Source organism: Streptomyces lycii (assembly GCF_009735685.1).
In the GTDB taxonomy this organism is placed as follows: domain Bacteria; phylum Actinomycetota; class Actinomycetes; order Streptomycetales; family Streptomycetaceae; genus Streptomyces; species Streptomyces lycii.
The window spans coordinates 1-22,717 of the sequence record NZ_WHPN01000109.1 but is presented as its reverse complement, the minus strand read 5'-3'; the positions used below and the strand labels follow the sequence as shown (position 1 = coordinate 22,717).

The window sequence follows — 22,717 nt, the reverse complement described above, 5'->3', positions numbered from 1 at the left end:
CCGCGAGACGGTACCGGGGCGCCCTCGCGTCCGCCGGGGCCCGCCGCTGCGCCGGCGCCCGGAGCGCCACCGGCTCAGCCGGCCCCGCCGGCGGGACGCCCGTCCGCGGACGGGTCCTCGGAGCGCTGCCCGTCGTGCCAGGCGCCGAAGTCCTCCAGCAGGCGCTGGAGCGGTTCGAAGACGCCCGGTGTGGCGGCCACCGTCAGGTCCCCCGACACCGGCTCACCCGGACGGCCGCCGGTGAGGGCACCGGCCTCCCGGGCGATCAGCTCGCCCGCGGCGAAGTCCCACGGGTGCAGCCCCCGCTCGTAGTAGCCGTCGAGCCGGCCCGCCGCGAGGTCGCAGAGGTCGATCGCCGCCGAACCACCGCGCCGGATGTCCCGGATCAGCGGCAGCAGCCGCTGCGCCACCGCCGCCTGGTGGGTGCGGCGCCCGGTGAGGTAGTTGAAGCCGGTGCTGACGAGCGCGTGCTCCAGCGGCGGCGACGGCCGGCAGGCGAGCCGCCGCTCCCCCAGCCAGGCGCCTCCGCCCCGCACGGCGTGGAACGTCTCGCCGCGCACCGGGGCCGCCACCACCCCGGCGACGGTCTCGCCGTCCGCCTCCGCCGCGATGCTCACCGCCCACGTCGGCAGCCCGTAGAGATAGTTCACGGTGCCGTCGAGCGGGTCGATGATCCACCGGACCCCGCTGCTGCCCGTCCGGTCGGCGCCCTCCTCGCCGAGGAAGCCGTCCTCCGGACGGCGCTCCGCGATGAACTCCGTGATCAGCTTCTCCGCCGCGAGGTCCATCTCGGTGACGACGTCGATGGGACTGCTCTTCGTCGCGGCGACCTCCAGGTCGGCCGGGCGGCCGTCGCGCAGCAGCGTCCCGGCCCGGTGCGCGGCCTCGCGCGCCACCGACAGCAGCTGCTCCGCCGTCGCCCCGGTCACCGGGCGTCCTCGAGGTACGGGTCGTCGGCTCCGGCCGCGGCGGGCTTCGGCGTCCGGCCCGGGCAGCAGCCCACCGGGCACAGGTCGTGGCTGGGGCCGAGCGCGCCCAGCGCGCACCGGTCCACGGCCTGCCCCCGCTCGCGGGCGGCGCGTTCCAGGACCAGCTCGCGGATGCCGGCCGCGAACCGCGGGTCGGCGCCGACCGTGCTCGCGCGGGAGACCGGCAGCCCCAGCTCCGCGGCCTTCGCGGCGGCCTCGGTGTCGAGGTCGTAGATGACCTCCATGTGGTCGGAGACGAAACCGATGGGGACCATGACGACCGCGGGCACGCCCGCGCCGTGCGCCGCCTCCAGGTGGTCGCAGATGTCCGGTTCCAGCCAGGGGATGTGCGGCGCGCCGCTGCGGGACTGGTAGACGAGCTGCCACGGGTGCTCGGTGCCGGTGGTCTCGCGCACCGCCTCGGCGATCTGCCGGGCCACGTCCAGGTGCTGGGTGACGTACGAGCCGCCGTCGCCGTGCTGCCCGGGCGGGCCCGAGGTGTCGGCGGAGGCGGTGGGCACGGAGTGCGTCGTGAACGCCAGGTGCGCGCCGGCGCGGACGTCCTGGGGCAGCTCGGCGAGGGCCGCGAGGGTCGCGTCGACCATGGGCCGTACGAAGCCGGGATGGTTGAAGTAGTGCCGCAGCTTGTCGACGCGCGGCACGGGCAGCCCCTCGTCCTCCAGCAGGGCCAGCGACTCCGCGAGGTTCTCGCGGTACTGCCGGCAGCCGGAGTAGGAGGCGTAGGCGCTGGTGACGAGGACGAGGATCCGGCGGTGGCCGGCGGTCGCCATCTCGCGCAGGGTGTCGCTCAGGTACGGGGCCCAGTTCCGGTTGCCCCAGTACACCGGCAGGTCGAGGCCGTGCGCGGCGAAGTCCTCGCGGACGGCGGCGAGCAGCTCGCGGTTCTGGTCGTTGATGGGGCTGACACCGCCGAAGAGGAAGTAGTGCTGCCCCACCTCCTCGAGGCGCTCGCGCGGGATGCCCCGGCCCCGGGTGACGTTCTCCAGGAACGGCACCACGTCGTCCGGGCCCTCGGGGCCGCCGAAGGACAGCAGGAGCAGGGCGTCGTACGGAGCGGAATCTGACTGATCGGACATGACGCCGATCCTGCCACCCGCCTCCGGCAGCCGGAACGACGCCCGGGTGTCGACGTGGCGCCCGCCGGGAGCCGATACTCGAGGCCGGCGGCGGAGGGATCAAGAAGCGTGAGCGGGAAGAGCGGCACGGCGCCCGGCACCGAGTGGCGCAACTGGGCGGGCACTGTCACGGCCCGGCCCGCCCGGACGGCGGCTCCCGCCTCCGTCGCGGAGCTGGCCCGGACGGTGACGCGTGCGGCCGAGGACGGACTGCGGGTGAAGGCGGTCGGCACCGGCCACTCGTTCACGGCGGCCGCGGCGACCGACGGGGTGCTGATACGCCCCGAGCGGATGGCCGGGGTCCGGCGGATCGACCGGGAGGCGGGGACGGTCACGGTCGGCGCGGGCACCCCGCTGTGGCAGCTCAACGAGGACCTGGCCGCCGCGGGCCTGTCCCTGGCGAACATGGGCGACATCATGCGGCAGACGGCCGCGGGAGCCGTGGGCACCGGGACGCACGGCACCGGGCGCGACTCGGCGTCCGTCGCCGCGCAGCTCACCGAGCTGGAGATGATCATCGCGGACGGCTCGCTGCTGCGCTGCTCGGAGCGGGAGCACCCGGACGTGTTCGCCGCCGCCCGGACGGGGCTCGGCGCCCTGGGCGTCGTCACCTCCCTCACCTTCGCGGTCGAGCCGCTGTTCCTGCTCACCGCGCACGAGGCCCCGATGTCCTTCGACCGGGTCACCGGAGCGTTCGACCAACTCGTCGCCGAGAACGACCACTTCGAGTTCTACTGGTTCCCGCACACCGGCAACTGCAACACCAAGCGCAACAACCGCACCTCCGGCCCGGCCGCGCCGCTCGGCCGGGCGGGCGCCTGGTTCGAGGACGAGTTCCTCTCCAACGGCGTCTTCCAGCTCGCGTGTTCCGTGGGCCGGGCGGTGCCCGCGGCCGTGCCCCGGATCGCCCGGATCGCCAGCCGGGCGCTGTCGGCCCGGACGTACACCGACATCCCTTACAAGATCTTCACCAGCCCCCGCCGGGTTCGTTTCACGGAGATGGAGTACGCCGTCCCGCGCGAGGCCGGGATGGCCGCCCTGCGGGAGGTGAAGGCGCTGGTGGACCGCTCGGACTTCCGTATCGGCTTCCCCGTCGAGGTACGGGCGGCACCGGCCGACGACATCACGCTGTCCACCGCGTCCGGCCGGGACAGCGTGTACATCGCCGTGCACCTCTACCGGGGCACCCCGTACCAGGGGTATTTCTCCGCGGTCGAACGGATCATGACGGCGCACGGGGGGCGGCCGCACTGGGGCAAGCTGCACACCCGCGACGCCGCGTATCTCGCCGGGGTCTACCCGCGGTTCGGCGAGTTCACCGCGCTCCGTGACCGGCTCGATCCCGGGCGCCTGTTCGGCAACCCGTATCTGCGGCGGGTCCTCGGGGACTGACCGGCGGGGCCGGCTTCCCATGGCCCGTCGTCACTGTCCGTACACGGTAGCGGAGATGAAGATTCCGCTTCTGTGGATCGTGTGAATCTCCCCACCTCCGACGGTTACCGCAAACCGCCTGGTTCGCCCCCTGCCGCAAAGTCAACTGCGCGCCACCCCACCCCGGATGGCCCGAATGGAGTAGTCTGACGAACCTTGGCTCCGGCCCCTGTCCGGCCGCCCGGACCTGCGGAAGAGGCCCCGGGACGGCACTCCGACTGGCGGAGTCGCGGCCGGACATGGGTAGGGTGCACAGGACGGACGACAGGGTCACGCTGCGTGGCGAGCGGCTGGACCGTGTCTGATACGGCGGATCAGGGCCGATGCCCGACACGCCGGGCAACTCGGCAATGTTGTGGCAGGCTGCACCCGGGCAGGCCACACTCGTCTAGCGGAAGCAGCGACGCACGTGACGTCGGCAGGCACCACCCGGGAGGTCCCGATGCCCGAACTGCGCGTCGTGGCCGTCAGCAACGACGGCACACGGCTGGTGCTGAAGGCTGCGGACAGCACGGAGTACACCCTTCCGATCGACGAGCGTCTGCGCGCCGCGGTGCGCAACGACCGGGCGCGTCTCGGCCAGATCGAGATCGAGGTGGAGAGCCACCTCCGCCCCCGGGACATCCAGGCCCGTATAAGGTCCGGCGCCACCGCCGAGGAAGTCGCCCAGCTCGCGGGCATCCCCGTGGAGCGGGTACGGCGCTTCGAGGGCCCCGTGCTCGCCGAGCGCGCGTTCATGGCCGAGCGTGCCCGCAAGACTCCCGTGCGACGCCCCGGCGAGAACACCGGTCCCCAGCTCGGCGAGGCCGTCGCCGAGCGGCTGCTGCTGCGCGGCGCGGAGAAGGACACCGTGCAGTGGGACTCCTGGCGGCGGGACGACGGCACCTGGGAGGTGCTGCTCGGCTACCGGGTGGCGGGCGAGCCGCACACGGCGAGCTGGACCTACGACCCGCCGCGCCGTCTCGTCCAGGCGGTCGACGACGAGGCCCGGTCGCTCATCGGCGAGACCGACGACACGCCCGAGCCGAGCATCCCGTTCGTGCCCCGGATCGCGCGGCTGCCGCGTGATCGGCCGCTGGACCGGGCCGTACCGCCGGACCGTTCCGAGCGGCCCGACCGTTCCGAGCGCCCGGACTGGACGGAGCGCGGCGACCGCACCGAGCGCGCCGACCGCACCGCGACCGGTTACGCCGCGGACGGCGACGAGACCGGCGCGGCCGGCGCCACAGGCTCGGCCACCGGCTCGGGGGCCGGGGAGCGGGACTCGCTGACCAGCCTGCTGGAGGCGGTGCCGAGCTTCCGCGGCGACCTGGTCGTGCCCGAGCAGACGTCCTCGTCCCGCGCGGAGCCCGGTGACGTGCCGTCGGACGACGAGCCGGAGGCCGAGGAGCCGCCGGCGTCCGCGCCGCCCGCCGCCGCGGCGGGTGCCGGTTCGGCCTACGCGGACGTGCTGATGCCGCGCGCGGTCGGCGGACACCGGGACCGGCTGACGGGGACCACCGACCGTCAGGCGGAGGCGGACGGCGTACGGCCGGGCCGCCGCGCGGCGGTGCCCAGCTGGGACGAGATCGTCTTCGGCACCCGCCGCAAGAAGCAGGACTAGGCCGTATCTCTTTGATCGGTTGGTCGGGTGACCGGGTAGGCGGGTAGGGGCGGCCCCGCCTGCGGCGGGGCCGCCGAGGCGGACGCCCGCCCGGCTTCGACGGGGAGGCGTCCCAGCAGAGGAACGCCGTCGAACGCTGCGTCAACCACCTCGAACGGTGGCGGCGGCTTGGCCGGGCGATGCGACAACCTCGCCATCGCCCGCCGGGCCGCACTCCGTTCGCCGCCATCCTTCTCTGCTGCCGTACCCGAGTGCGGCGAGGGCACTTCAGCGGCGGGCGACCGGCTCTTGCAACTCGGTCACCGCGTGGTCGCCGCAGTGCGGGCAGGAGAGAGTGACTTCACGGGCGGGACCCGTCGACGTACAGCCATTGGTGTCGATCCATCGAGCAAGCGCCTGAACGCTGGGGATGACCTGCTCTGCCGGGCCTTTGCGCACCAGTGTCGCGGCCTCCACCTCCGGTGGATCCACCACGGAGAAGTCGGGCACCGGGGCCGGCTCGGAGTCGACGGGGATGGACGCATGCACGGTCACCGGCCCCTCGGGCTTCTCGTAGTAGGCGACGGCCGCGCCGCTCGCCCGGAGCCCGGCGGCCTGCATCCGGCTCCACAACTCCTCGTAGAGCGAGGTGATCACCGGGGTGACGAGTTGCGGCTCGAAGCTCTCGACAACGGCCGTCAGCTCTGCCACACGCATCGCCGGGATCCGTTCGACCACCACGTCGTCGGACGACATCTGTCCCTCACTCTCGATCATCCGAAGCCTCGCCTCGACCTGCGCCATCCGCGCCGCGTCGGCCGCCATGGCCGACTCCAGCTCGGCCCGGCGCAACCACAGCATCCCGCGCAACTCACCGGCCTCCAGTGCACCGTCGAGGACGGCCCCCACCTGATCCAGCGTGAGGCCGAACTCCTTGAGCGCGATCACACGGTTGAGCCGGGCCAGTTGGCCGGCTTCGTAGAACCGGTAGCCGGTGTGCGGGTCGACATGGGCGGGACGCAACAACCCCACGGCGTCATAGTGGCGCAGCATGCGCACCGATACGCCGCCGTACTTGGCGAATGCTCCAATGCTGAACATGACACCGGCCACTTCACTGGCTGACACAGTGCGAGAGTCAACCCCGTCTTCGCAGTACCGGGCACCGGGGTCTGGACGGACGTTGCCCAAAGCGACACGACTGGCGGGACCGGCCGGACCAGCCGGCCGGCGCACGGCTCGCTCCGCCCCCGGCAGCGGGTTCGCCCGGCACCGGGGGATCTCGCGTGTGTACGGGGCTCGCGGTCGGCTCCCCGTCCCGGCACTACGCCCGGGGCGGGTCGCTCAGCCGGTCCAGCTCGCGCATCGCCTGGGCATGGGCGCTCATCCGGCAGCTCACGCTTCCGCTGGTGAAGAGCACGGCACCGACGACCGCCGCCGGGACGGACAGCCCGAGAACGGCCAGTGCCTCCGGCCAGTCCCGCTCGTTCTCGCAGAAGTCCCCGCGGAACAGGCCCTCGTTCGCCGTGTCCCCGTCCGTGAACAGCCGCGACACGCACTCCTCCGGGTACGGGTCACCGGGCTTCCGGTCGACCTCGTACGGGGTGAGGAGCAGCAGGGCGCACCAGCCCCACAGGAGCCCGGCCACGGCGAAGAAGCCGATGCCCCGGGCACGGGTCCGCCGGGACCGCTCGCGGAAGTCGCGGTCGAACTCACGTGATCGCATGGACGGTGAATGTAACAGCCCCGTACGGGCGGCCGGTTGCCCGGTCAGCCGGGCTCCGGGCCGGTCGCGACCGGGCGTGCCGGGTCGGAGCACCATTCGCTCCAGGAACCGACGTACAGGGCGGCCGGGACGCCCGCCACGGCCAGGGCCAGGATCTCGTGCGCGGCGGAGACGCCGGAGCCGCAGTAGACGCCGGCCGGGGTGCCGGCGGTCAGGCCCAGGGCCCGGAAGCGCTCGGCCAGTTCACCGGCCGGCCGGAAGCGGCCGTCCCCGGTGACGTTGTCCGTGGTCGGCGCGGAGACGGCGCCCGGGATGTGCCCGGCGACCGGGTCGATCGGCTCGGTTTCGCCGCGGTACCGCTCCCCCGACCGGGCGTCCAGGAGCACACCGGTCCGGGCCAGCTCCGCCGCCTCGTCGGCGGTCAGCCGCGGGACGCTGTCCGGTACGACGGTGAAGTCGCCCTCGGCGGGCCGTGTCTCCTCCGTGGTCAGTTCGCCTCCCGCCGCCGTCCAGGCGGCGAGGCCGCCGTCGAGGACCCGTACGGACGGGTGGCCCGCCCAGCGGAGCAGCCACCAGGCGCGCGCCGCCGCCCAGCCCTGGCCGCCGTCGTGGACGACGACCTCGCGGTCCGCCGAGACGCCCGCGCGGCGCATGGCCGCCTGGAAGACGCCGGTGTCCGGCAGCGGGTGGCGGCCGGCAGGTCCCGGCTTCCCGGCCAGCTCGGTGTCCAGGTCGACGTAGACGGCGCCGGGGATGTGTCCCGCCTCGTACGCGGGCCTGCCGGGCGGGCCTCCCAGCTGGTAGCGGACGTCGAGCAGCACCGGTGCCGGGAGCCGCCGGGCGAGGGCGGAGGCCGTGATCGTGGGTTCCATGGCCCCATCCTCCCGCCACCGCTCCTTCGGAAACCAGCCGTCCTGGGGTGCCTCTCGGACACCGCGGCCATCTGTGCGTATACGCAACTGCAAAACGGGCATCCTTCTCGGCAAAGCCGCGCGCTGTGGCGCGGCCGTCCCCGGGGACGCGGGCCGGTGCCGTTGCACCGCTCAGGCGCCCTTCGCGCGCGACGGCACGTCCGGCGGATCCCGAGGAGAGACTGACGATGACCGAGCCAGTGACCCGGCGCACGCCGGGCACGCCCTGCTGGGTGAGCCTCATGGCGCACAGCCTGGCCGCGACGGAGGAGTTCTACGGCGCCCTGTTCGGCTGGACGTTCGCGCCCGGACCCCGACAGCTCGGCCCGTACGTCCGCGCGCAGCTCGGCGGCCGGGAGGTCGCGGGCATGGGCGTGCTCCCGCCGGGGCGTCATCTGCCGGGATCCTGGACCACCTATCTGGCGTCCGACGACGCGGACGCCACCGCGGAGCAGATCCGGGCCTGCGGCGGCACGGTGGCCGTCGGCCCGCTGAGCGCCGGCGACGCGGGGCGGCTCGTCATCGCCTCGGACCCGTACGGCGCGGTGTTCGGCGTGTGGCAGGGACACGGGCTGACCGGGGCGATGGCCGCCGGGGAGCCGGGGACCCAGGCGTGGAACGAGCTGCTGACCCCGGACGTCACGGTCGTGAAGTTCTATGCGACTGTTTTCGGCTACGAGACCGAGGACGCCGGCCCGGAACTGGTCACGCTCCATCTGGAGGGCCGCCCCGTCGCGGCCGTGCGGATGTCGGACGAGGACCGGGCCCCGCGCTGGATGACGTACTTCGAGACCGACGACCCCGACGCCGCCGCCCGCCGTGTCACCGAACTGGGCGGCAGAGTGCTCAGAGCCTCGGGCGACGACCCCTCGGGGCGGGGCGCGGCGACGGTCACCGACCCGGAGGGCGCCGTGTTCAGCCTGCTGCGTTCGGCCCGCTGACGGGCGGCCCGCCGACGACCGGTGCGGCCGCCCGTCCCGGCGGGTCCGCGGGCTCGGGGGCGGGCCGGTCCACGGGCAGGACGTCCGGGGAGAGCGCCGCGGCGCGGGCGGCGGCGGCCGTGGTGCGGCGCCGGTGGTGGCGGCGGCAGAGCACCTCGTAGCCCACCTCGTCGGCGTCGCCGCCGGACAGGCCCACGTCGCCGACGACCACCTGCGCGCCCTCCACCACCATCCGGCCGCCCACCGTGCGGGCGTTGTGGGTGGCCCGCGCGCCGCACCAGCACAGCGCCTCGACCTGGAGTGTCTCGACCCGGTCGGCGAGTTCGATCAGACGCTGGGAGCCGGGGAAGAGCTTGCCGCGGAAGTCGGTGGTGATCCCGAAGGCGAAGACGTCGATGCCCAGTTCGTCGACGACTCCGGCCAGTTGGTCGATCTGCTCGGGGGACAGGAACTGCGCCTCGTCGGCGATCACGTAGTCGGCCCGGCCGCCGGCGGAGAGGTGGGCCACCAGGTGCGCGTGGAAGTCGAAGTCCCCGGCCGCCTCGACGGCCTCGGTGACCAGGCCGAGCCGGGAGGAGAGCTTCCCCTCGCCGGCCCGGTCGTCACGGGTGAAGATCAGGCTCTGCAGGCCGCGGGCGGACCGGTTGTGCTCGATCTGCAGCGCGAGCGTCGACTTCCCGCAGTCCATCGTGCCGCTGAAGAAGACAAGTTCGGGCATGGCTGAGAGGGTTCTTCCGGTCGGAGCGCGGGGGTCAGGTACGGACTTCCAGCAGCGGCACGAGCTGTTCGGCGGCGGTCATGGAGCCGTGCAGCCCGACCATGGTCGACTCGTTGGGCTCCGTGCGCGAGGCGGTCACCGCGACGTCGTCGCAGGCCACGGCGATCACATCGCCGATACGGCCGTAGACCCGCTCCTCGACCGGGCCGAACCAGCCCGCCGCGATCGCCTCGTCCCGGCCCGCGACCCACATCCGGTCACCGAGCACCTCGCGCCAGACGGCTTCGACGTCCCCGGCGGCGCCCGGCACGGCGTACAGATGCCGGGCGCGGCCCTCGCCGCCCAGCAGGGCGACGCCGGCCTTCAGCTCCCAGTCCTCGTCGAAGTCGAACCGGGACTCCTCGTCGAACGGGATGTCGATCATGCCGTGGTCCGCGGTGACGTAGAGCGCGGAGCGGGGCGGCAGCTGCTCGGCGAGGCGCTGCGCCAGCCGGTCGACGTACATCAGCTGGCCGCGCCAGGCGTCGGAGTCCACGCCGAAGCGGTGGCCCTTGCCGTCGACCTCGCTGTAGTACGTGTAGACGAGCGCCCGGTCGGCGGCGGCGAGCTGCTCGGCGGCCAGGTCCATCCGCTCCTCGCCGGTGAGCCGCCCGTGGAAGGTGCCGCCGCTGAGCGCGACCTTCGTCAGCGGGGTCTGCTCGAAGTCCGGAGCGGAGACCTGGCAGGTGTGGACGCCCGCGGCGTCGGCGGCCTGGAAGACCGTGGGATGCGGCTGCCAGACGTGCGGATCGGTCCAGGGCCGCCAGCGCAGCTGGTTCATCAGCGCGCCGCTCGCCGGGTCCCGGACGGTGTACCCGGCGAGGCCGTGCGCGCCGGGCGGCAGACCGGTGCCGACCGACGCCAGGGAGGTCGCGGTGGTGGACGGGAAGCCCGCGGTCAGCGGGCGGCCGGTGCCGCCGAGGGAGCTGTCCAGCAGCGAGGTCAGGAAGGGCGCCTCGTCCGGGTGGGCCCGCAGCAGCTCCCAGCCCAGGCCGTCGACGAGGAAGACGCAGTTGCGGTCGGCGGCCGGCAACCCGAGCCCCGCCTGCTGGCCCGGTACGCCCTGGCCGGCGGCGAGCGTCGGCAGCAGGTCCGCGAGCGAGCCGGTGCCGTAGCGCGGGACGGGAGCGGAACGCGGGTCGAGGGGCTGCGGCTCGGGCCAGGCGGAACCGGCGGACGCGGGCTGTGCCATCGGCGTCAGCGGCCGGAGGTCGAGGCGACCGTGGCCTCGGAGAGCGACTGGGCGAAGGCCAGCGTCTGGCGGACGGCGTCGGGGCCGTCACCGGCCTCGCTGACCCGCAGGCTGAGGTCGTCGGCGGTGGTGCTGCCGGTGTAGCCGTGGTCCGCCTCGCAGTTGGGGTCCCCGCAGGCGGCGGGCTCCAGGTCGACACGGCTGACGGCGCCCCAGCCGATGGTGAGCACCACCTCGCGGGGCAGGGTGCCCGGGGTGTAGGACTCCGGGTTCGCCACCACCCGGCTGAGCACGACCGAGGAGATCCGGCCGAGCTTGACCGACTCCGTGGAGGTCGTGGCGTACGGGGACGGGGAGGTGCCGTCGGCCGCCTGCTCGTCGGTGTGGCTGACGATGAAGCGGGTGCCGGTGAGCACCAGCACGGTCACATGGCGGCGGACCTCGTTGGAGTCGAAGGTGGTCTCCTGGTGCACGAGGAACGACGCGACCGGTTCACCGCCCACGGCGGCTTCCACCGCCTCGGCCACGAGGGCCGGGTAGTAGCCGCTGCGCTCGATCGCCGCGCGCAACCCCTGGGTGGTGGTACCGGTCTTCGCCATGGCTCCATCCTACGGGGCGCCGGCGGCCGGACCGCCCCCGCTCCGGCTCAGTACACGGGCAGCCGCCGCGGGCCCAGGTCGGGGCTGGCCGGGGACGGTGCGAGACGGACCGAGGCGCCCAGTACGGCGAGTCCGCGGGCGGCGACCACGACCGGCTCCAGCTCGACCGCGACGACCTCCGGGTGGTCGTCGACCAGCCGGGAGACGCGCAGCAGCAGGTCCTCCAGGGCGGCGGTGTCCACGGGCTGCGAGCCCCGCCAGCCGAAGAGCAGCGGGGCGGCGCGGACCGACCGGATCTGCTCGGCGGCGTCCCGGCCGGTCACCGGGACGAGACGGTGCGCGGTGTCGCCGAGCAGCTCCGAGGGAGCCCCGGCCAGGCCGAATGAGAGGACGGCGCCGGCCGCGGGATCGATGGCGGCGCGGACGACGGTGTCCACGCCCCGGGGCGCCATGGCCTGGACGACCGGGCGGAGTTCCTCGGGCTTGCCGAGGGCGCCGGTCAGCTCCCCGTGGGCGCGCCGCAGCGCCTCCTCGTCGGGCAGGTCCAGGCGGACACCGCCGAGGTCGGCGCGGTGCCGCAGGTGCGGGGCGGTCGTCTTGAGCGCCACCGGGTAGCCGAGCCGGGCCGCCGCACGGGCCGCGGCGTCGGGGTCCGGTGCCGGGAGGGAGGGCCGTACGGCGATGCCGTAGCGGGCGAGGAGGGACGCCGCGGGACCGGCGGGCAGCGGGAAGCTGCGCGGGCCGTCCTCCGCGGCGTCGAGCAGCGCCTCGATCTCGGCGCCCGCCCCGGCCTCGTCGATGTCCTCGTACTCGGGAACCCGGCCGGGCTCGGCGTCGCGGCGCCGCCACTCCTCGTAGCGCACGGCCTCGGCGAGGGCCCGTACCGCCCGCTCCGCGGCGGGGTAGGCGGGGATGCCGGGGCCGGGCGGGGCGGCCGGGTCCGGGCCGGGCTCCGCGGGCGGGGGCGCGCCGAGGGCCGCGGCCAGGCCCTCCATCTCCAGGTGGACGACGGCGACCGGCTTGCGGGCGGGGCTCGCGGCGACCGCGTCGCGCAGCGCCGCGGCCAGCGCCGGGCCCTCCTCGGGCAGCTGTTCGGCGGTGTCGCCGACCCAGGGGATGGCGGTGACCACGACCGCGTCCGCGGCGTCGTCGTCGAGCGCCGCCGTGACCGCCTCGCGGAAGTCGTCCGGGGTCGCGGCGGTGGTGAGGTCCACCGGGGACAGCGGGCGCAGCCGCTCGGTGAGGCAGGCGTCGTAGGTGAGCAGGCCCAGCGACTCGGAGTTGCCGAGGATGGCCACGCGCGGGCCGCGCGGCAGCGGCTGGCCGGCGAGCATCAGCCCGGCGTCGACCAGCTCGGTGACGGTGTCCACACGGATCACGCCGGCCTGCCGGAAGAGAGCCGAGACCGTCGCGTCGGGGATGCGGGTGGTGGGCACGGCGTGGCCGGTGGGCGCGGAGCCGGTGTGCCGGGCGCCCTTGACGACGACCACGGGCTTGGTGGCGGCGGTGCGCCGGGCGAGCCGGGTGAACTTCCGCGGGTTGCCGATGGACTCCAGGTACATCAGGGCGACATCGGTGTCCGGGTCGTCGTACCAGTACTGCAGGAAGTCGTTCCCCGAGACGTCCGCCCGGTTGCCCGCGGAGACGAAGCTGGAGACGCCGATGTGCCCGGCGCCGCGCCGGTGCAGCGCCGAGAGCAGGGCGATGCCGATGGCGCCGGACTGGGTGAACAGGCCGATCCGGCCGGGCGGCGGCAGCTCGGGCGAGAGGGCCGCGTTGAGCCGGACGGCCGGGGCGGTGTTGAGGAGGCCGAAGGCGTTCGGGCCGATGATCCGCATGCCGTGGGAGCGGGCCTGGCGGACCAGCTCGCGCTGCCGCTCCCGGCCCTCGGCGCCGCTCTCGGCGTAACCGGAGGAGAGGACGACCAGGCCCTGGACGCCGTGCTCGCCGCAGTCGGCGACCACCGCGGGCACGGACCGGGCCGGTACGGCGACGACCGCCAGGTCCACCGGCTCGCCGATGGCCCCGACGGAGCGGTGGGCGGGCACTCCTTCCGGCTCCAGGACCGTCAGGTCCTCCGGGAACGCGTGGTTGACCGCGTGCACACGGCCGGTGAACCCTCCGTCGAGCAGGCCGCGCAGCAGGGTGCGGCCCATGCCGCCGGGCTGCCGGCCGGTGCCGACGACGGCGACGGAGCCGGGGGCGAGCAGCCGCTGGACGGAGCGGGCCTCGGCGCGCTGCTCGCGGCCGCGCTGGACGGCCAGGGAGCGGTCGGTCGGTTCCAGGTCGAACTCCAGCCGGACGACACCGTCCTCGAAGCTGCGCTTCTGGGTGTAGCCGGCGTCCGTGAACACCTTGACCATCTTGGTGTTGGCGGGGAGGACCTCGGCGGCGAAGCGGCGGATGCCGCGCTCACGGGCGACGGCGCCGATGTGTTCGAGCAGGGCCGAGGCGACACCGCGGCCCTGGTGCGCGTCCTGGACGAGGAAGGCGACCTCGGCCTCGTCGGCGGGCGCGGTGGCGGAGCGGCCGGAGGCGTCGATGCGGTCGTAGCGGACGGTGGCGATGAACTCGCCGCCGACGGTCGCCGCGAGGCCCACCCGGTCGACGTAGTCGTGGTGGGTGAAGCGGTGCACATCGCGGTCGGACAGCCGGGGGTAGGGCGCGAAGAAGCGGTAGTACTTCGACTCGTCCGAGACCTGCTCGTAGAAGCTGACCAGGTGTTCCGCGTCGTCCGGGGTGATCGGGCGGATCCGGGCGGTGCCGCCGTCGCGCAGTACGACGTCGGCCTCCCAGTGGGTCGGGTACGCGTGCGCAGGCGGCGTCTGCATGGGGTCCAGCGTACGGCCGAGGGGCCCGCTTCGCGGGAACCCGGACGCCGGGTACGGTGGCCCCCGCAAGGCCGGGTCGAGCACCCACAGCACCGTGAGAGACTGGTCTAGACAACAGTCCCTCCCAAGATCCGAAGGGCAACACCATGGCAGAGCGCCGCGTCAACGTCGGCTGGGCCGAGGGCCTGCACGCCCGTCCCGCCTCGATCTTCGTCCGCGCGGCGACGGCCACCGGCATCCCCGTGACGATCGCCAAGAACGGCGGCGACCCCGTCAACGCCGCGTCGATGCTCGCGGTGCTGGGCCTGGGTGCCCAGGGCGGCGAGGAGGTCGTGCTGGCCTCGGACTCGGACGGCGCCGAGGCCGCGCTGGAGCGGCTGGCGAAGCTGGTCGCCGAGGGCCTCGAGGAGCTTCCCGAGACGGTCTGACCGGCGCAGGGGGCTCTCCCCCGGTCCCCGGCGGGCGCACGACGGCAGGCACGGCACAGCGCAACCGCGTGGCCGGACCGCGCGGATGCGCTCGGTGTCGCCGGGGATCGCCGGGGGTCGCTCGGCCGAGGCCGGCCCTTCGCCCGGTGTTCGCCCGGCACGAGGCGCGCCCTTCGCCCGGTGGCGCACCGCGTCCGGCGCAGTGCGCCGGTCGGCCGGGGATTACGGGACAGCCCCCGGGCCCGGAGAACAGCGCGGCGGAGCCGCGGCAGCCCTTTGCGGCGGCCGCGGCTCCGCCGTTTTCCGGGCCTCTGCGATTTACCCGAGGACAGGCTGCCGCGCGGAAATGCAGCGGAGCATTTCCGTCCACTCCTTTTCTACGGCCGTTCTGTTAATTCCGGGCGCGAGAGATGTTGACGGTTTGTTTCGGATTCCTCACCGCGGCCGGGCGGCGCAGCCGGTAACCGTCCGGCGGCGGCAGCTCCGCATGGGCCGCCATCAGCGTCCGCGCCCGTTCCGCGTCACCGCGCGCGACGGCGTCGACTATGGCGCCGCGCCGGCTCCACAGCTCGGCCGTGGACGGCGGCTGCGGTGCCGCGTACACCCAGGCGATCTTGCGGCGGACCTGGGTCAGCAGCGCAACCAGGCTGGGGCTCCCGGACGCCTGGGCCAGGGTCTCGTGGAACCAGCCGTCCAGCGGGCGCAGGTCGGCGTGCTGTCCCTGGCGGGCCCGCTCGCGCCCCAGCCGCACCAGGCCCCGCAACACCTTGAGGTGCGCCTCGGTGCGGCGCTGGGCCGCCCTGGCCGCCCCCAGCGGCTCCAGCAGGGCCCGCATCTCCAGCAGGTCGGCGGCCTCCTGCTCGGACGGCTCGGCCACACACGCGCCCGCGTGCCGGCGGGTCGTGACGAACCCCTCGGACTCCAGGGTGCGCAGGGCCTCGCGGACCGGGACCCGGGACACCCCGTAGCGGCGGGCCAGCAGCTCCTCGGTCAGCCTGCCGCCGAAGGGATACACCCCGGAGACGATGTCGTCCCGGATCGCGTCGCACACCGCGTGTGCCGGAATGCGGCGGCCGCCGGCCGCCGCCGTATCGCCTTTCACCCGCGACTCCGCATGACCGGACCTCAGTTCCCGTGAAACGCGCGTACTCGACGCCATTACCGAACTGTATTCCACAAAACGAGAATTGTTGACGGCAGCGGGGATCCGGCATGTGCATTCCGGCCGCCGGGGCCTGCGGCAGGAGGAAGTCCGGCTCGCGCCCGGCGGGCACGCCGAAGGCCCCCCGGCGGACACGCCGGAGGCCCCCAGCGGGCACGCCGGAGGCCCCCAGCGGGCACGCCGAAGGCCCCCAGCGGGCACGCCGAAGGCCCCCAGCGGGCACGCCGAAGGCCCCGGCCGGGGGCCGGGGCCTTCTGGGGTGACGCGGGGACGCCGGGGCGGGGCGGGCGGTTCCGGCCGTTCCGGTGCGTCTGGCGTTCCGGTGCGCCGGACCCGTTCCGCTGTGCCCGCCGTGGGCGCGGCGCGTCCGGCCGTTCCGGCGCTCCCGTCAGAGGGAGACGCCGTGCGAACGGAGGTAGGCGACCGGGTCGATGTGCGAGCCGTACTCGGCGGTGGTCCGGGCCTCGAAGTGGAGATGGGCCCCGAAGGAGTTGCCGGTGTTGCCCGCCAGGCCGATCTGCTGGGCCGGAGTGACCTGCTGCCCCGCGGAGACGGCGATCGAGGACAGGTGGCCGTACTGGGTGTAGGTGCCGTCGTTCATCTTGATCACGACGCTGTTGCCGTAGGAGCCGTCCCAGCCGGCCTCCACGACGGTGCCGGTGCCCACGGAGCGGACCGGGGTGCCGGCCGCGGCGTGGAAGTCCACCCCGGTGTGGCTGCCGGAGGACCAGGCGGAGCCGGAGGCGAGGTAGGACGTGGAGACGTAACTTCCCGCCACGGGCGACACAAAGGTGTTCAGCCGCTTCCGCTCGGCCTCGCGGGCGGCGCGCTCCTTCTCCTTCTCCCGGGCGTCGGCGATCCGCCGGGCCTCGGCGGCCCGGCGCTTGGCCTCCGCCTCGGCCCTGGCCTGCTCGGCGGCCTCCTCGGCGGCGGACCGCTGGGCCTCGGCCTGGTCGCCGATGCGCTGTTCGATCGTGTCGGTGAGCACGACGGCCCGGTGCAGGCCGGTGTCCTCGGCGCTCCCGGTGTCGCGGTCCGCGGCGAGCGCGGGACCGGCGAGGGTGGCGACGACACCGCCGGTGGCGAGCGTGGCGACGCCTGCGGCCTGGACACCGGAACGGGTCGTGCGACGGCTGGGACGGCGATGCTTTCCGGATTTCCCGGCAGCACGGGTCAACGCCATGGGCGTGGCTGTTCCTTTCCCTCCTTCTCGCCTACCGGGTTAGCTGACGGGTTCGGAGCAGGAAGGTCTCCTACGGACACCACCTGGCGGAGGCGTCCGATTCACCCCAAGGACGTGGGTCCCCGGCTCCCCTCGGCTCGCGCCGGAGGGATTGGGCGATGACTGCCCGGTGCCGCGGTTTGCGGCTCGTGCTCGGCCGGACAGCCGGGAAGACGCTAAGCGGGACGCGGCGCAAGAGCCAAACAGAACCGGGTTTTTGTTGTCTTCACCACAGGAGAGACCGGCAGGCTCTACAGCAAACCGGACACACGACAGCCCCGCCGTCGCGGAGCAAACCGGGACAAGGTCTTCGTCTCCCCCAAGTCCACCCTCGGCGCTCCCGGGCCCTCGCACGCCGAACGGCCCGAGGCAATTCCGCCTGCGGGCCGTTCGGCATTGACGGCCCGTCAGCCGATGTGCCGACGGACCGTCAGCGCGGAGAGCCGGTCAGCCGCTGACCACCTTCACCTCGCCGATGCCGAGCGCCCGTACGGGCTCCTCGATGACGGACGCGTCACCGACCAGCACCGTCACCAGGTTGTCGACCGGGAAGGCGCTGACGACGGCCGCCGTCGCCTCGACCGTGCCCGTCTCGGCCAGCCGCGCGTACAACTGCGCCTGGAAGTCGTCCGGAAGGTGCTGCTCGACCTGGTCGGCCAGCGTCCCGGCGACGGCGGCCGCGGTCTCGTACTTCAGCGGGGCGACGCCCACCAGGTTCTGCACGGCGGTGTCCCGCTCGTCGTCGCCGAGCCCCTCCGCGGCGAGAGTGCGCAGCACCCGCCAGGTGTCCTCCAGGGCCGGGCCGGTGACCTCCGTGGCCACCGAACCGCTGATGGCCAGGAGGGACGCCCCGGTGCCCTCCGGGGTGGAGCGCAGGACCTGGCCGAAGGCGCGGACGCCGTACGTGTAGCCCTTCTCCTCGCGCAGCACCCGGTCCAGCCGGGAGGTGAGGGTGCCGCCGAGGCAGTAGACACCGAGCACCTGCGCCGCCCAGACCCGGTCGTGCCGGTCCGGGCCGACGCGGCCGACCAGCAGTTGCGTCTGCACCGCGCCCGGGCGGTCGACGATGACGACCCGGCCGGTGTCGTCCGCCGTGACCGCCGGTACGGGTCGCGGCTCGGCGGTGTCGCCGGTCCAGGCGCCCAGCGTGTCGGCCAGCACCTCCGCCAGCGCGATGCCGGTGAAGTCGCCGACGACCACGACGGTCGCGGTCGCGGGCCGCACATGGGCCTCGTAGAAGGCGCGGACGGCCGCGGCGTCGATCCGCGCGACCGTCTCCTCGGTGCCCTGCCGGGGGCGGGACATCCGGGAGCCGGCCGGGAAGAGCTCCTTGGACAGCTCCTTGGCCGCGCGCCGCGCCGGGTTGGCCTGCTCGTGCGGGATCTCGTCGAGGCGGTTGCGGACCAGCCGCTCGACCTCTCCGTCCGGGAAGGCCGGAGCGCGCAGCGCGTCGGCCAGCAGCCCCAGTGCCCTGGCCAGCCGGGAGGCCGGGACCTCCAGGGAGACCCGGACGCCCGGGTGGTCGGCGTGCGCGTCCAGGGTCGCGCCGCAGCGCTCCAGCTCGGCGGCGAACTCCTCGGCGCTGAGCTTGTCGGTGCCCTCCGACAGGGCGCGCGCCATGATGGTGGCGACCCCGTCCAGGCCCTCGGGCTCGGCGTCGAGCGGCGCTTCCAGGTTGACCTCCACGGCCACGACCTGCTGGCCGGGGCGGTGGCAGTGCAGCACCGTCAGGCCGTTGGGCAGCGTGTCGCGCTCGGGCGCGGGAAAGGCCCACGGGGTGGCCTCCCCCGGCTGCGGCTGGGGGTGGAACGTCATGGTGGTGCCGGCGTCGCTCACTGGGCCGCCTCTCCTTCTCCGGTTCCGGTAGCGGTCTCGTCGCCGGTGGCGGCTTCCCCGTCGTCCGCGGCGGCGTCCTCCGCCGGTTCCGCGGGCTCGTAGACGAGCACCGCGCGGTTGTCCGGGCGGAGCCGGGCCGCGGCCACCTCCCGGACCTCGTCGGCGGTGATCTCCAGGATGCGCTGCACCGCCGTCAGCGCCAGCTGCGGGTCGCCGAACAGGACGGCGTACCGGCAGAGCTGGTCGGCACGGCCGCCGACCGTCGCGAGCTGGTCCAGCCACTCGCGCTCCAGCTGGGCCTGCGCCCGCTCCAGCTCCTCGGGGGTGGGACCCTCCGCGGCGAACCGGGCCAGCTCGTCGTCGACCGCCGCCTCGATGTCCGGCACCTCCACACCGCCGGACGCCTTGACGTCCAGCCAGCCGAGCGAGGGGGCACCGGCGAGCCGCAGCAGCCCGAAGCCCGCGCCGACCGCGAGCCGGTCGTGCCGCACGAGGCGGTTGTGCAGCCGGGACGACTCGCCGCCGCCGAGCACGGTCAGCGCCAGGTCGGCGGCGTCCGCGGCGCGGCCGCCGTCCTCGGGCAGCCGGTAGGCGGCCATCAGCGCGCGGGCGGGCACCTCCTCGACGACCTCCTCGCGCAGCTGCCCGCCCATGGTCTCGGGGAGCGAGCCGTCGCGCGGCGGCTGCTTGCCGTCGTGTCCCGGGATGGAGCCGAAGTACTTCTCGATCCAGGCGAGGGTCCGCTCCGGGTCGATGTCGCCGACGACCGACAGCACGGCGTTGTTCGGCGCGTAGTACGTCCGGAAGAAGCTCCGGGCGTCCTCCAGGGAGGCGGCGTCCAGGTCGGCCATCGAGCCGATCGGGGTGTGGTGGTACGGGTGGCCCTCGGGGTACGCCATGGCGGTCAGCTTCTCGAACGCCGTGCCGTACGGGACGTTGTCGTACCGCTGGCGGCGCTCGTTCTTGACGACGTCGCGCTGGTTCTCCAGGCTCTCCTCGTCGAGCGCGGAGAGCAGGCTGCCCATCCGGTCCGCCTCCAGCCAGAGGGCGAGCTCCAGCTGATGGGCGGGCATCGTCTCGTAGTAGTTGGTCCGCTCGAAGCTCGTGGTGCCGTTGAGGGAACCGCCGGCCCCCTGGACCAGCTCGAAGTGGCCGTTGCCCTTGACGCTCGCGGAGCCCTGGAACATCAGGTGCTCGAAGAGATGAGCCAGGCCGGTGCGGCCCTTCACCTCGTGGCGCGAGCCGACGTCGTACCAGAGGCAGACCGCGGCGACCGGGGTCAGGTGGTCCTCGGAAAGCACCACGCGCAGGCCGTTGGCCAGTCGGTGCTCGGTCGCTGTCAGGCCGCCGGACCCGGCCTGTTGCGTGGCCGTGTGACCCATGGGCATGTAGTCCCTTCGATCGCGGATGAAGACTGCGCTGGAGATGAGTGCTGCCACTGTATGCAAGCGTGATGACAGCTGGCGAAGTTCCCGTACCGTGCGCTTCGGACGGGTCGTGAACGCCGCTGTCCGTGGCGGGGTCCACAATGGTCCGCGTCAGAACGAAGCTCAGCGCAGTTCTAAGGAGCAGCAGCCGCGATGGCCCGCCGAGTCACGAAGACCCCGCCTCCGGAGCCCTTCGAGGAGCGCATCCTCGACATCGACGTCGTCGACGAGATGCAGGGCTCCTTCCTGGAGTACGCCTACTCGGTGATCTACTCGCGAGCGCTGCCCGACGCCCGCGACGGCATGAAGCCCGTGCACCGGCGCATCGTCTACCAGATGAACGAGATGGGCCTGCGCCCCGACCGCTCGTACGTGAAGTGCGCGCGGGTGGTCGGCGAGGTGATGGGAAAGCTGCACCCGCACGGTGACGCGTCGATCTACGACGCGCTGGTGCGCATGGCCCAGCCCTTCTCCATGCGGCTCCCGCTGGTCGACGGCCACGGCAACTTCGGCTCCCTGGGCAACGACGACCCGCCCGCCGCCATGCGGTACACCGAGTGCCGGATGGCTGCCGCGACGTCGCTGATGACGGAGTCGATCGACGAGGAGACCGTCGACTTCACCCCGAACTACGACGGCCAGGAGCAGGAGCCGGTGACGCTCCCGGCGGCCTATCCGAACCTGCTGGTCAACGGCGCCTCGGGGATCGCCGTCGGGATGGCGACCAACATGCCGCCGCACAACCTCGGCGAGGTCGTCGCCGCCGCCCGGCACCTGATCAGACACCCGGGCGCCGATCTGACGACGCTGATGAAGTTCGTGCCGGGCCCTGACCTGCCGACCGGCGGCCGCATCGTCGGGCTGAGCGGGGTCCGTGACGCTTACGAGTCGGGCCGCGGCAGCTTCAAGATCCGCGCCACGGTGGCCGTGGAGGACGTCACGGCGCGCCGCAAGGGGCTGGTCGTCACCGAACTGCCCTTCACCGTCGGCCCCGAGAAGGTCATCGCCAAGATCAAGGACCTGGTCGGCGCCAAGAAGCTGCAGGGCATCGCCGACGTCAAGGACCTCACCGACCGCGCGCACGGCCTGCGGCTGGTCATCGAGATCAAGAACGGCTTCAACCCGGAGGCCGTGCTGGAGCAGCTCTACAAGCTCACCCCGATGGAGGAGTCCTTCGGCATCAACAACGTCGCGCTGGTGGACGGCCAGCCGCTGACGCTGGGCCTCAAGGAGCTGCTGGAGGTCTATCTCGACCACCGTTTCGAGGTGGTCCGGCGGCGGAGCGAGTTCCGGCGGCGCAAGCGCCGGGACCGGCTGCACCTGGTCGAGGGCCTCCTCGTCGCGCTGATCGACATCGACGAGGTCATCAGGATCATCCGGTCGAGTGAGAACAGCGCGGAGGCCAAGGAGTCGCTGATGGCGCGCTTCTCGCTGAGCGACGTGCAGACGCAGTACATCCTCGACACCCCGCTGCGGCGGCTGACGAAGTTCGACCGGATCGAGCTGGAGTCGGAGCGGGACCGGCTCAACGCCGAGATCGAGGAGCTGACCCGCATCCTGGAGTCGGACGCCGAGCTGCGGAAGCTGGTCTCCGGCGAGCTCGCCGCGGTGGCCAAGAAGTTCGGCACCGACCGGCGCACGGTGCTGCTGGAGTCGGCCGACGCCCCGGTCGCGGCGGTGCCGCTGCAGGTCGCCGACGACCCGTGCCGGGTGCTGCTGTCGTCGACGGGGCTGCTGGCCCGTACGGCCAACGGCGATCCGCTCGGCAGCGGTCCGGCCAAGCGCGTCAAGCACGACGTGATCGTCTCCGCCGTGCCGTCCACGGCCCGCGCGCAGGTGGGCGCGGTCACCTCGGCCGGCCGGCTGCTGCGGCTGCCGGTGATCGACCTGCCGATGCTGCCCGAGACGGACGCCGCCCCCAACCTGGCGGGTGGCGCCCCGGTCGCGGAGTTCCTCACCCTGGACGAGGGCGAGGAGCTGATCTGCCTGACCACGCTGGACGAGAGTTCGCCGGGGCTGGCCATCGGCACCGAGCAGGGCGTCGTGAAGCGCGTGGTGCCCGACTACCCCGCGAACAAGGACGAGTTGGAGGTCATCTCGCTGCGGGACGGCGACCGGATCGTCGGCGCGGTCGAGCTGCGCACCGGCGAGGAGGACCTGGTCTTCGTCACCGACGAGGCGCAGCTGCTGCGCTATCCGGCGGCACAGGTGCGGCCGCAGGGCCGTGCGGCGGGCGGCATGACGGGCATCAAGCTGACGGGCGAGGCCAAGGTGATCGCGTTCTCGGCGGTCGACCCGGCCGGTGACGCCGTGGTGTTCACGGTCGCCGGGGCGTCGGGGGCGCTCGCCGACCTGGCCCAGCAGTCGGCCAAGGTCACACCGTTCGACCAGTATCCGCGCAAGGGCCGGGCCACCGGCGGGGTGCGCTGCCAGCGCTTTCTGAAGGGCGAGGACCGGCTGGTCTTCGCGTGGGCGGGACCCGCACCGGCCCGGGCGGCGACGAAGACGGGCGCCCCGGCGGAGCTGCCGGAGCAGGACCCGCGCCGGGACGGTTCCGGGGTCCCGCTG

General features: G+C 73.8%; 18 protein-coding genes and 1 riboswitch. Of the genes, 5 read left to right on the top strand and 13 right to left on the bottom strand.

Annotated features, from left to right (window positions below; translation table 11 throughout):
* Positions 1 to 74 precede the first annotated feature (74 nt).
* Both GCU69_RS05020 and GCU69_RS05015 read right to left on the bottom strand, forming a co-directional pair.
* Positions 75 to 929 (bottom strand): inositol monophosphatase family protein, encoded by an 855-nt coding sequence (locus tag GCU69_RS05020; protein WP_098754025.1) that lies wholly within the window; start codon positions 927 to 929, stop codon positions 75 to 77.
* Positions 926 to 2,065, bottom strand: coding sequence for a ferrochelatase (locus tag GCU69_RS05015; protein ID WP_156205230.1), 1,140 nt, complete (start codon positions 2,063 to 2,065; stop codon positions 926 to 928). Before GCU69_RS05015 ends, GCU69_RS05020 begins: the two co-directional genes overlap by 4 nt.
* A gap of 108 nt (positions 2,066 to 2,173) precedes the next feature.
* Here GCU69_RS05015 and GCU69_RS05010 point away from each other — a divergent pair, with 108 nt between their 5' ends.
* The gene (locus GCU69_RS05010) at positions 2,174 to 3,496 is read left to right on the top strand and encodes a D-arabinono-1,4-lactone oxidase (RefSeq protein WP_156205229.1); all 1,323 of its coding nucleotides are present in this window, start codon (positions 2,174 to 2,176) and stop codon (positions 3,494 to 3,496) included.
* 448 nt (positions 3,497 to 3,944) lie between these two features.
* Positions 3,945 to 5,138: a septation protein SepH gene (sepH, locus tag GCU69_RS05005; protein WP_156205228.1), complete on the top strand. Its 1,194-nt coding sequence runs from the start codon at positions 3,945 to 3,947 to the stop codon at positions 5,136 to 5,138.
* 267 nt (positions 5,139 to 5,405) lie between these two features.
* Here the strand turns inward: sepH and GCU69_RS05000 are convergent, their stop codons facing one another.
* From GCU69_RS05000 to GCU69_RS04990, 3 genes are all read right to left on the bottom strand, one after another.
* Positions 5,406 to 6,218, bottom strand: a complete 813-nt coding sequence (locus GCU69_RS05000; RefSeq protein WP_098754021.1) for a MerR family transcriptional regulator — start codon at positions 6,216 to 6,218, stop codon at positions 5,406 to 5,408.
* Positions 6,219 to 6,441: 223 nt separating this feature from the next.
* Positions 6,442 to 6,843 carry a hypothetical protein gene (locus tag GCU69_RS04995; protein WP_156205227.1) on the bottom strand — a complete coding sequence of 134 codons (402 nt, stop codon included), beginning with the start codon at positions 6,841 to 6,843 and terminating at the stop codon, positions 6,442 to 6,444.
* Between the two features lie 44 nt (positions 6,844 to 6,887).
* The gene (locus GCU69_RS04990) at positions 6,888 to 7,715 is read right to left on the bottom strand and encodes a sulfurtransferase (RefSeq protein WP_098754019.1); all 828 of its coding nucleotides are present in this window, start codon (positions 7,713 to 7,715) and stop codon (positions 6,888 to 6,890) included.
* Positions 7,716 to 7,942: 227 nt separating this feature from the next.
* Between GCU69_RS04990 and GCU69_RS04985 the strand changes: the two genes are divergently transcribed.
* Positions 7,943 to 8,695 (top strand): VOC family protein, encoded by a 753-nt coding sequence (locus tag GCU69_RS04985; RefSeq protein ID WP_098754018.1) that lies wholly within the window; start codon positions 7,943 to 7,945, stop codon positions 8,693 to 8,695.
* On the opposite strand, the gene GCU69_RS04980 is transcribed toward GCU69_RS04985, so the two are convergent.
* The 4 genes from GCU69_RS04980 to GCU69_RS04965 are packed head-to-tail and all read right to left on the bottom strand — an operon-like array spanning position 8,670 to position 14,074.
* Positions 8,670 to 9,413 carry a thymidine kinase gene (locus GCU69_RS04980; RefSeq protein ID WP_098754017.1) on the bottom strand — a complete coding sequence of 248 codons (744 nt, stop codon included), beginning with the start codon at positions 9,411 to 9,413 and terminating at the stop codon, positions 8,670 to 8,672. The two genes, GCU69_RS04985 and GCU69_RS04980, sit on opposite strands and share 26 nt — an antisense overlap.
* Positions 9,414 to 9,447: 34 nt before the next feature.
* Entirely contained in the window at positions 9,448 to 10,644 is a 1,197-nt protein-coding gene (locus GCU69_RS04975) for an alkaline phosphatase family protein (protein WP_098754016.1), read from the bottom strand.
* A 5-nt stretch (positions 10,645 to 10,649) separates the two neighbouring features.
* Positions 10,650 to 11,243, bottom strand: coding sequence for a DUF5998 family protein (locus GCU69_RS04970; RefSeq protein WP_098754015.1), 594 nt, complete (start codon positions 11,241 to 11,243; stop codon positions 10,650 to 10,652).
* Positions 11,244 to 11,290: 47 nt separating this feature from the next.
* On the bottom strand, positions 11,291 to 14,074 hold the full coding sequence (locus GCU69_RS04965; protein ID WP_176604529.1) for a bifunctional acetate--CoA ligase family protein/GNAT family N-acetyltransferase: 2,784 nt from the start codon (positions 14,072 to 14,074) through the stop codon (positions 11,291 to 11,293).
* A gap of 146 nt (positions 14,075 to 14,220) precedes the next feature.
* On the opposite strand from GCU69_RS04965, the gene GCU69_RS04960 reads away from it, so the two are divergent.
* Positions 14,221 to 14,502: an HPr family phosphocarrier protein gene (locus tag GCU69_RS04960; RefSeq protein WP_098754014.1), complete on the top strand. Its 282-nt coding sequence runs from the start codon at positions 14,221 to 14,223 to the stop codon at positions 14,500 to 14,502.
* Positions 14,503 to 14,893: 391 nt separating this feature from the next.
* Here the strand turns inward: GCU69_RS04960 and GCU69_RS04955 are convergent, their stop codons facing one another.
* The 4 genes from GCU69_RS04955 to GCU69_RS04940 all read right to left on the bottom strand — a co-directional run bounded on the left by GCU69_RS04955 (position 14,894) and on the right by GCU69_RS04940 (position 20,110).
* Complete coding sequence (locus GCU69_RS04955) at positions 14,894 to 15,604, bottom strand: GntR family transcriptional regulator (protein WP_235978235.1); 711 nt, start codon at positions 15,602 to 15,604, stop codon at positions 14,894 to 14,896.
* 448 nt (positions 15,605 to 16,052) lie between these two features.
* Positions 16,053 to 16,847 (bottom strand): M23 family metallopeptidase, encoded by a 795-nt coding sequence (locus GCU69_RS04950; RefSeq protein ID WP_098754012.1) that lies wholly within the window; start codon positions 16,845 to 16,847, stop codon positions 16,053 to 16,055.
* Positions 16,848 to 16,860: 13 nt separating this feature from the next.
* Positions 16,861 to 17,015: riboswitch (cyclic di-AMP (ydaO/yuaA leader) on the bottom strand.
* 318 nt (positions 17,016 to 17,333) lie between these two features.
* Positions 17,334 to 18,722 carry a M16 family metallopeptidase gene (locus GCU69_RS04945; RefSeq protein ID WP_098754011.1) on the bottom strand — a complete coding sequence of 463 codons (1,389 nt, stop codon included), beginning with the start codon at positions 18,720 to 18,722 and terminating at the stop codon, positions 17,334 to 17,336.
* Positions 18,719 to 20,110, bottom strand: a complete 1,392-nt coding sequence (locus GCU69_RS04940; protein WP_176604531.1) for a M16 family metallopeptidase — start codon at positions 20,108 to 20,110, stop codon at positions 18,719 to 18,721. Before GCU69_RS04940 ends, GCU69_RS04945 begins: the two co-directional genes overlap by 4 nt.
* Positions 20,111 to 20,302: 192 nt before the next feature.
* Here GCU69_RS04940 and GCU69_RS04935 point away from each other — a divergent pair.
* A partial coding sequence (locus tag GCU69_RS04935) for a DNA gyrase/topoisomerase IV subunit A (RefSeq protein ID WP_156205225.1) occupies positions 20,303 to 22,717 on the top strand: 2,415 nt, incomplete at its 3' end.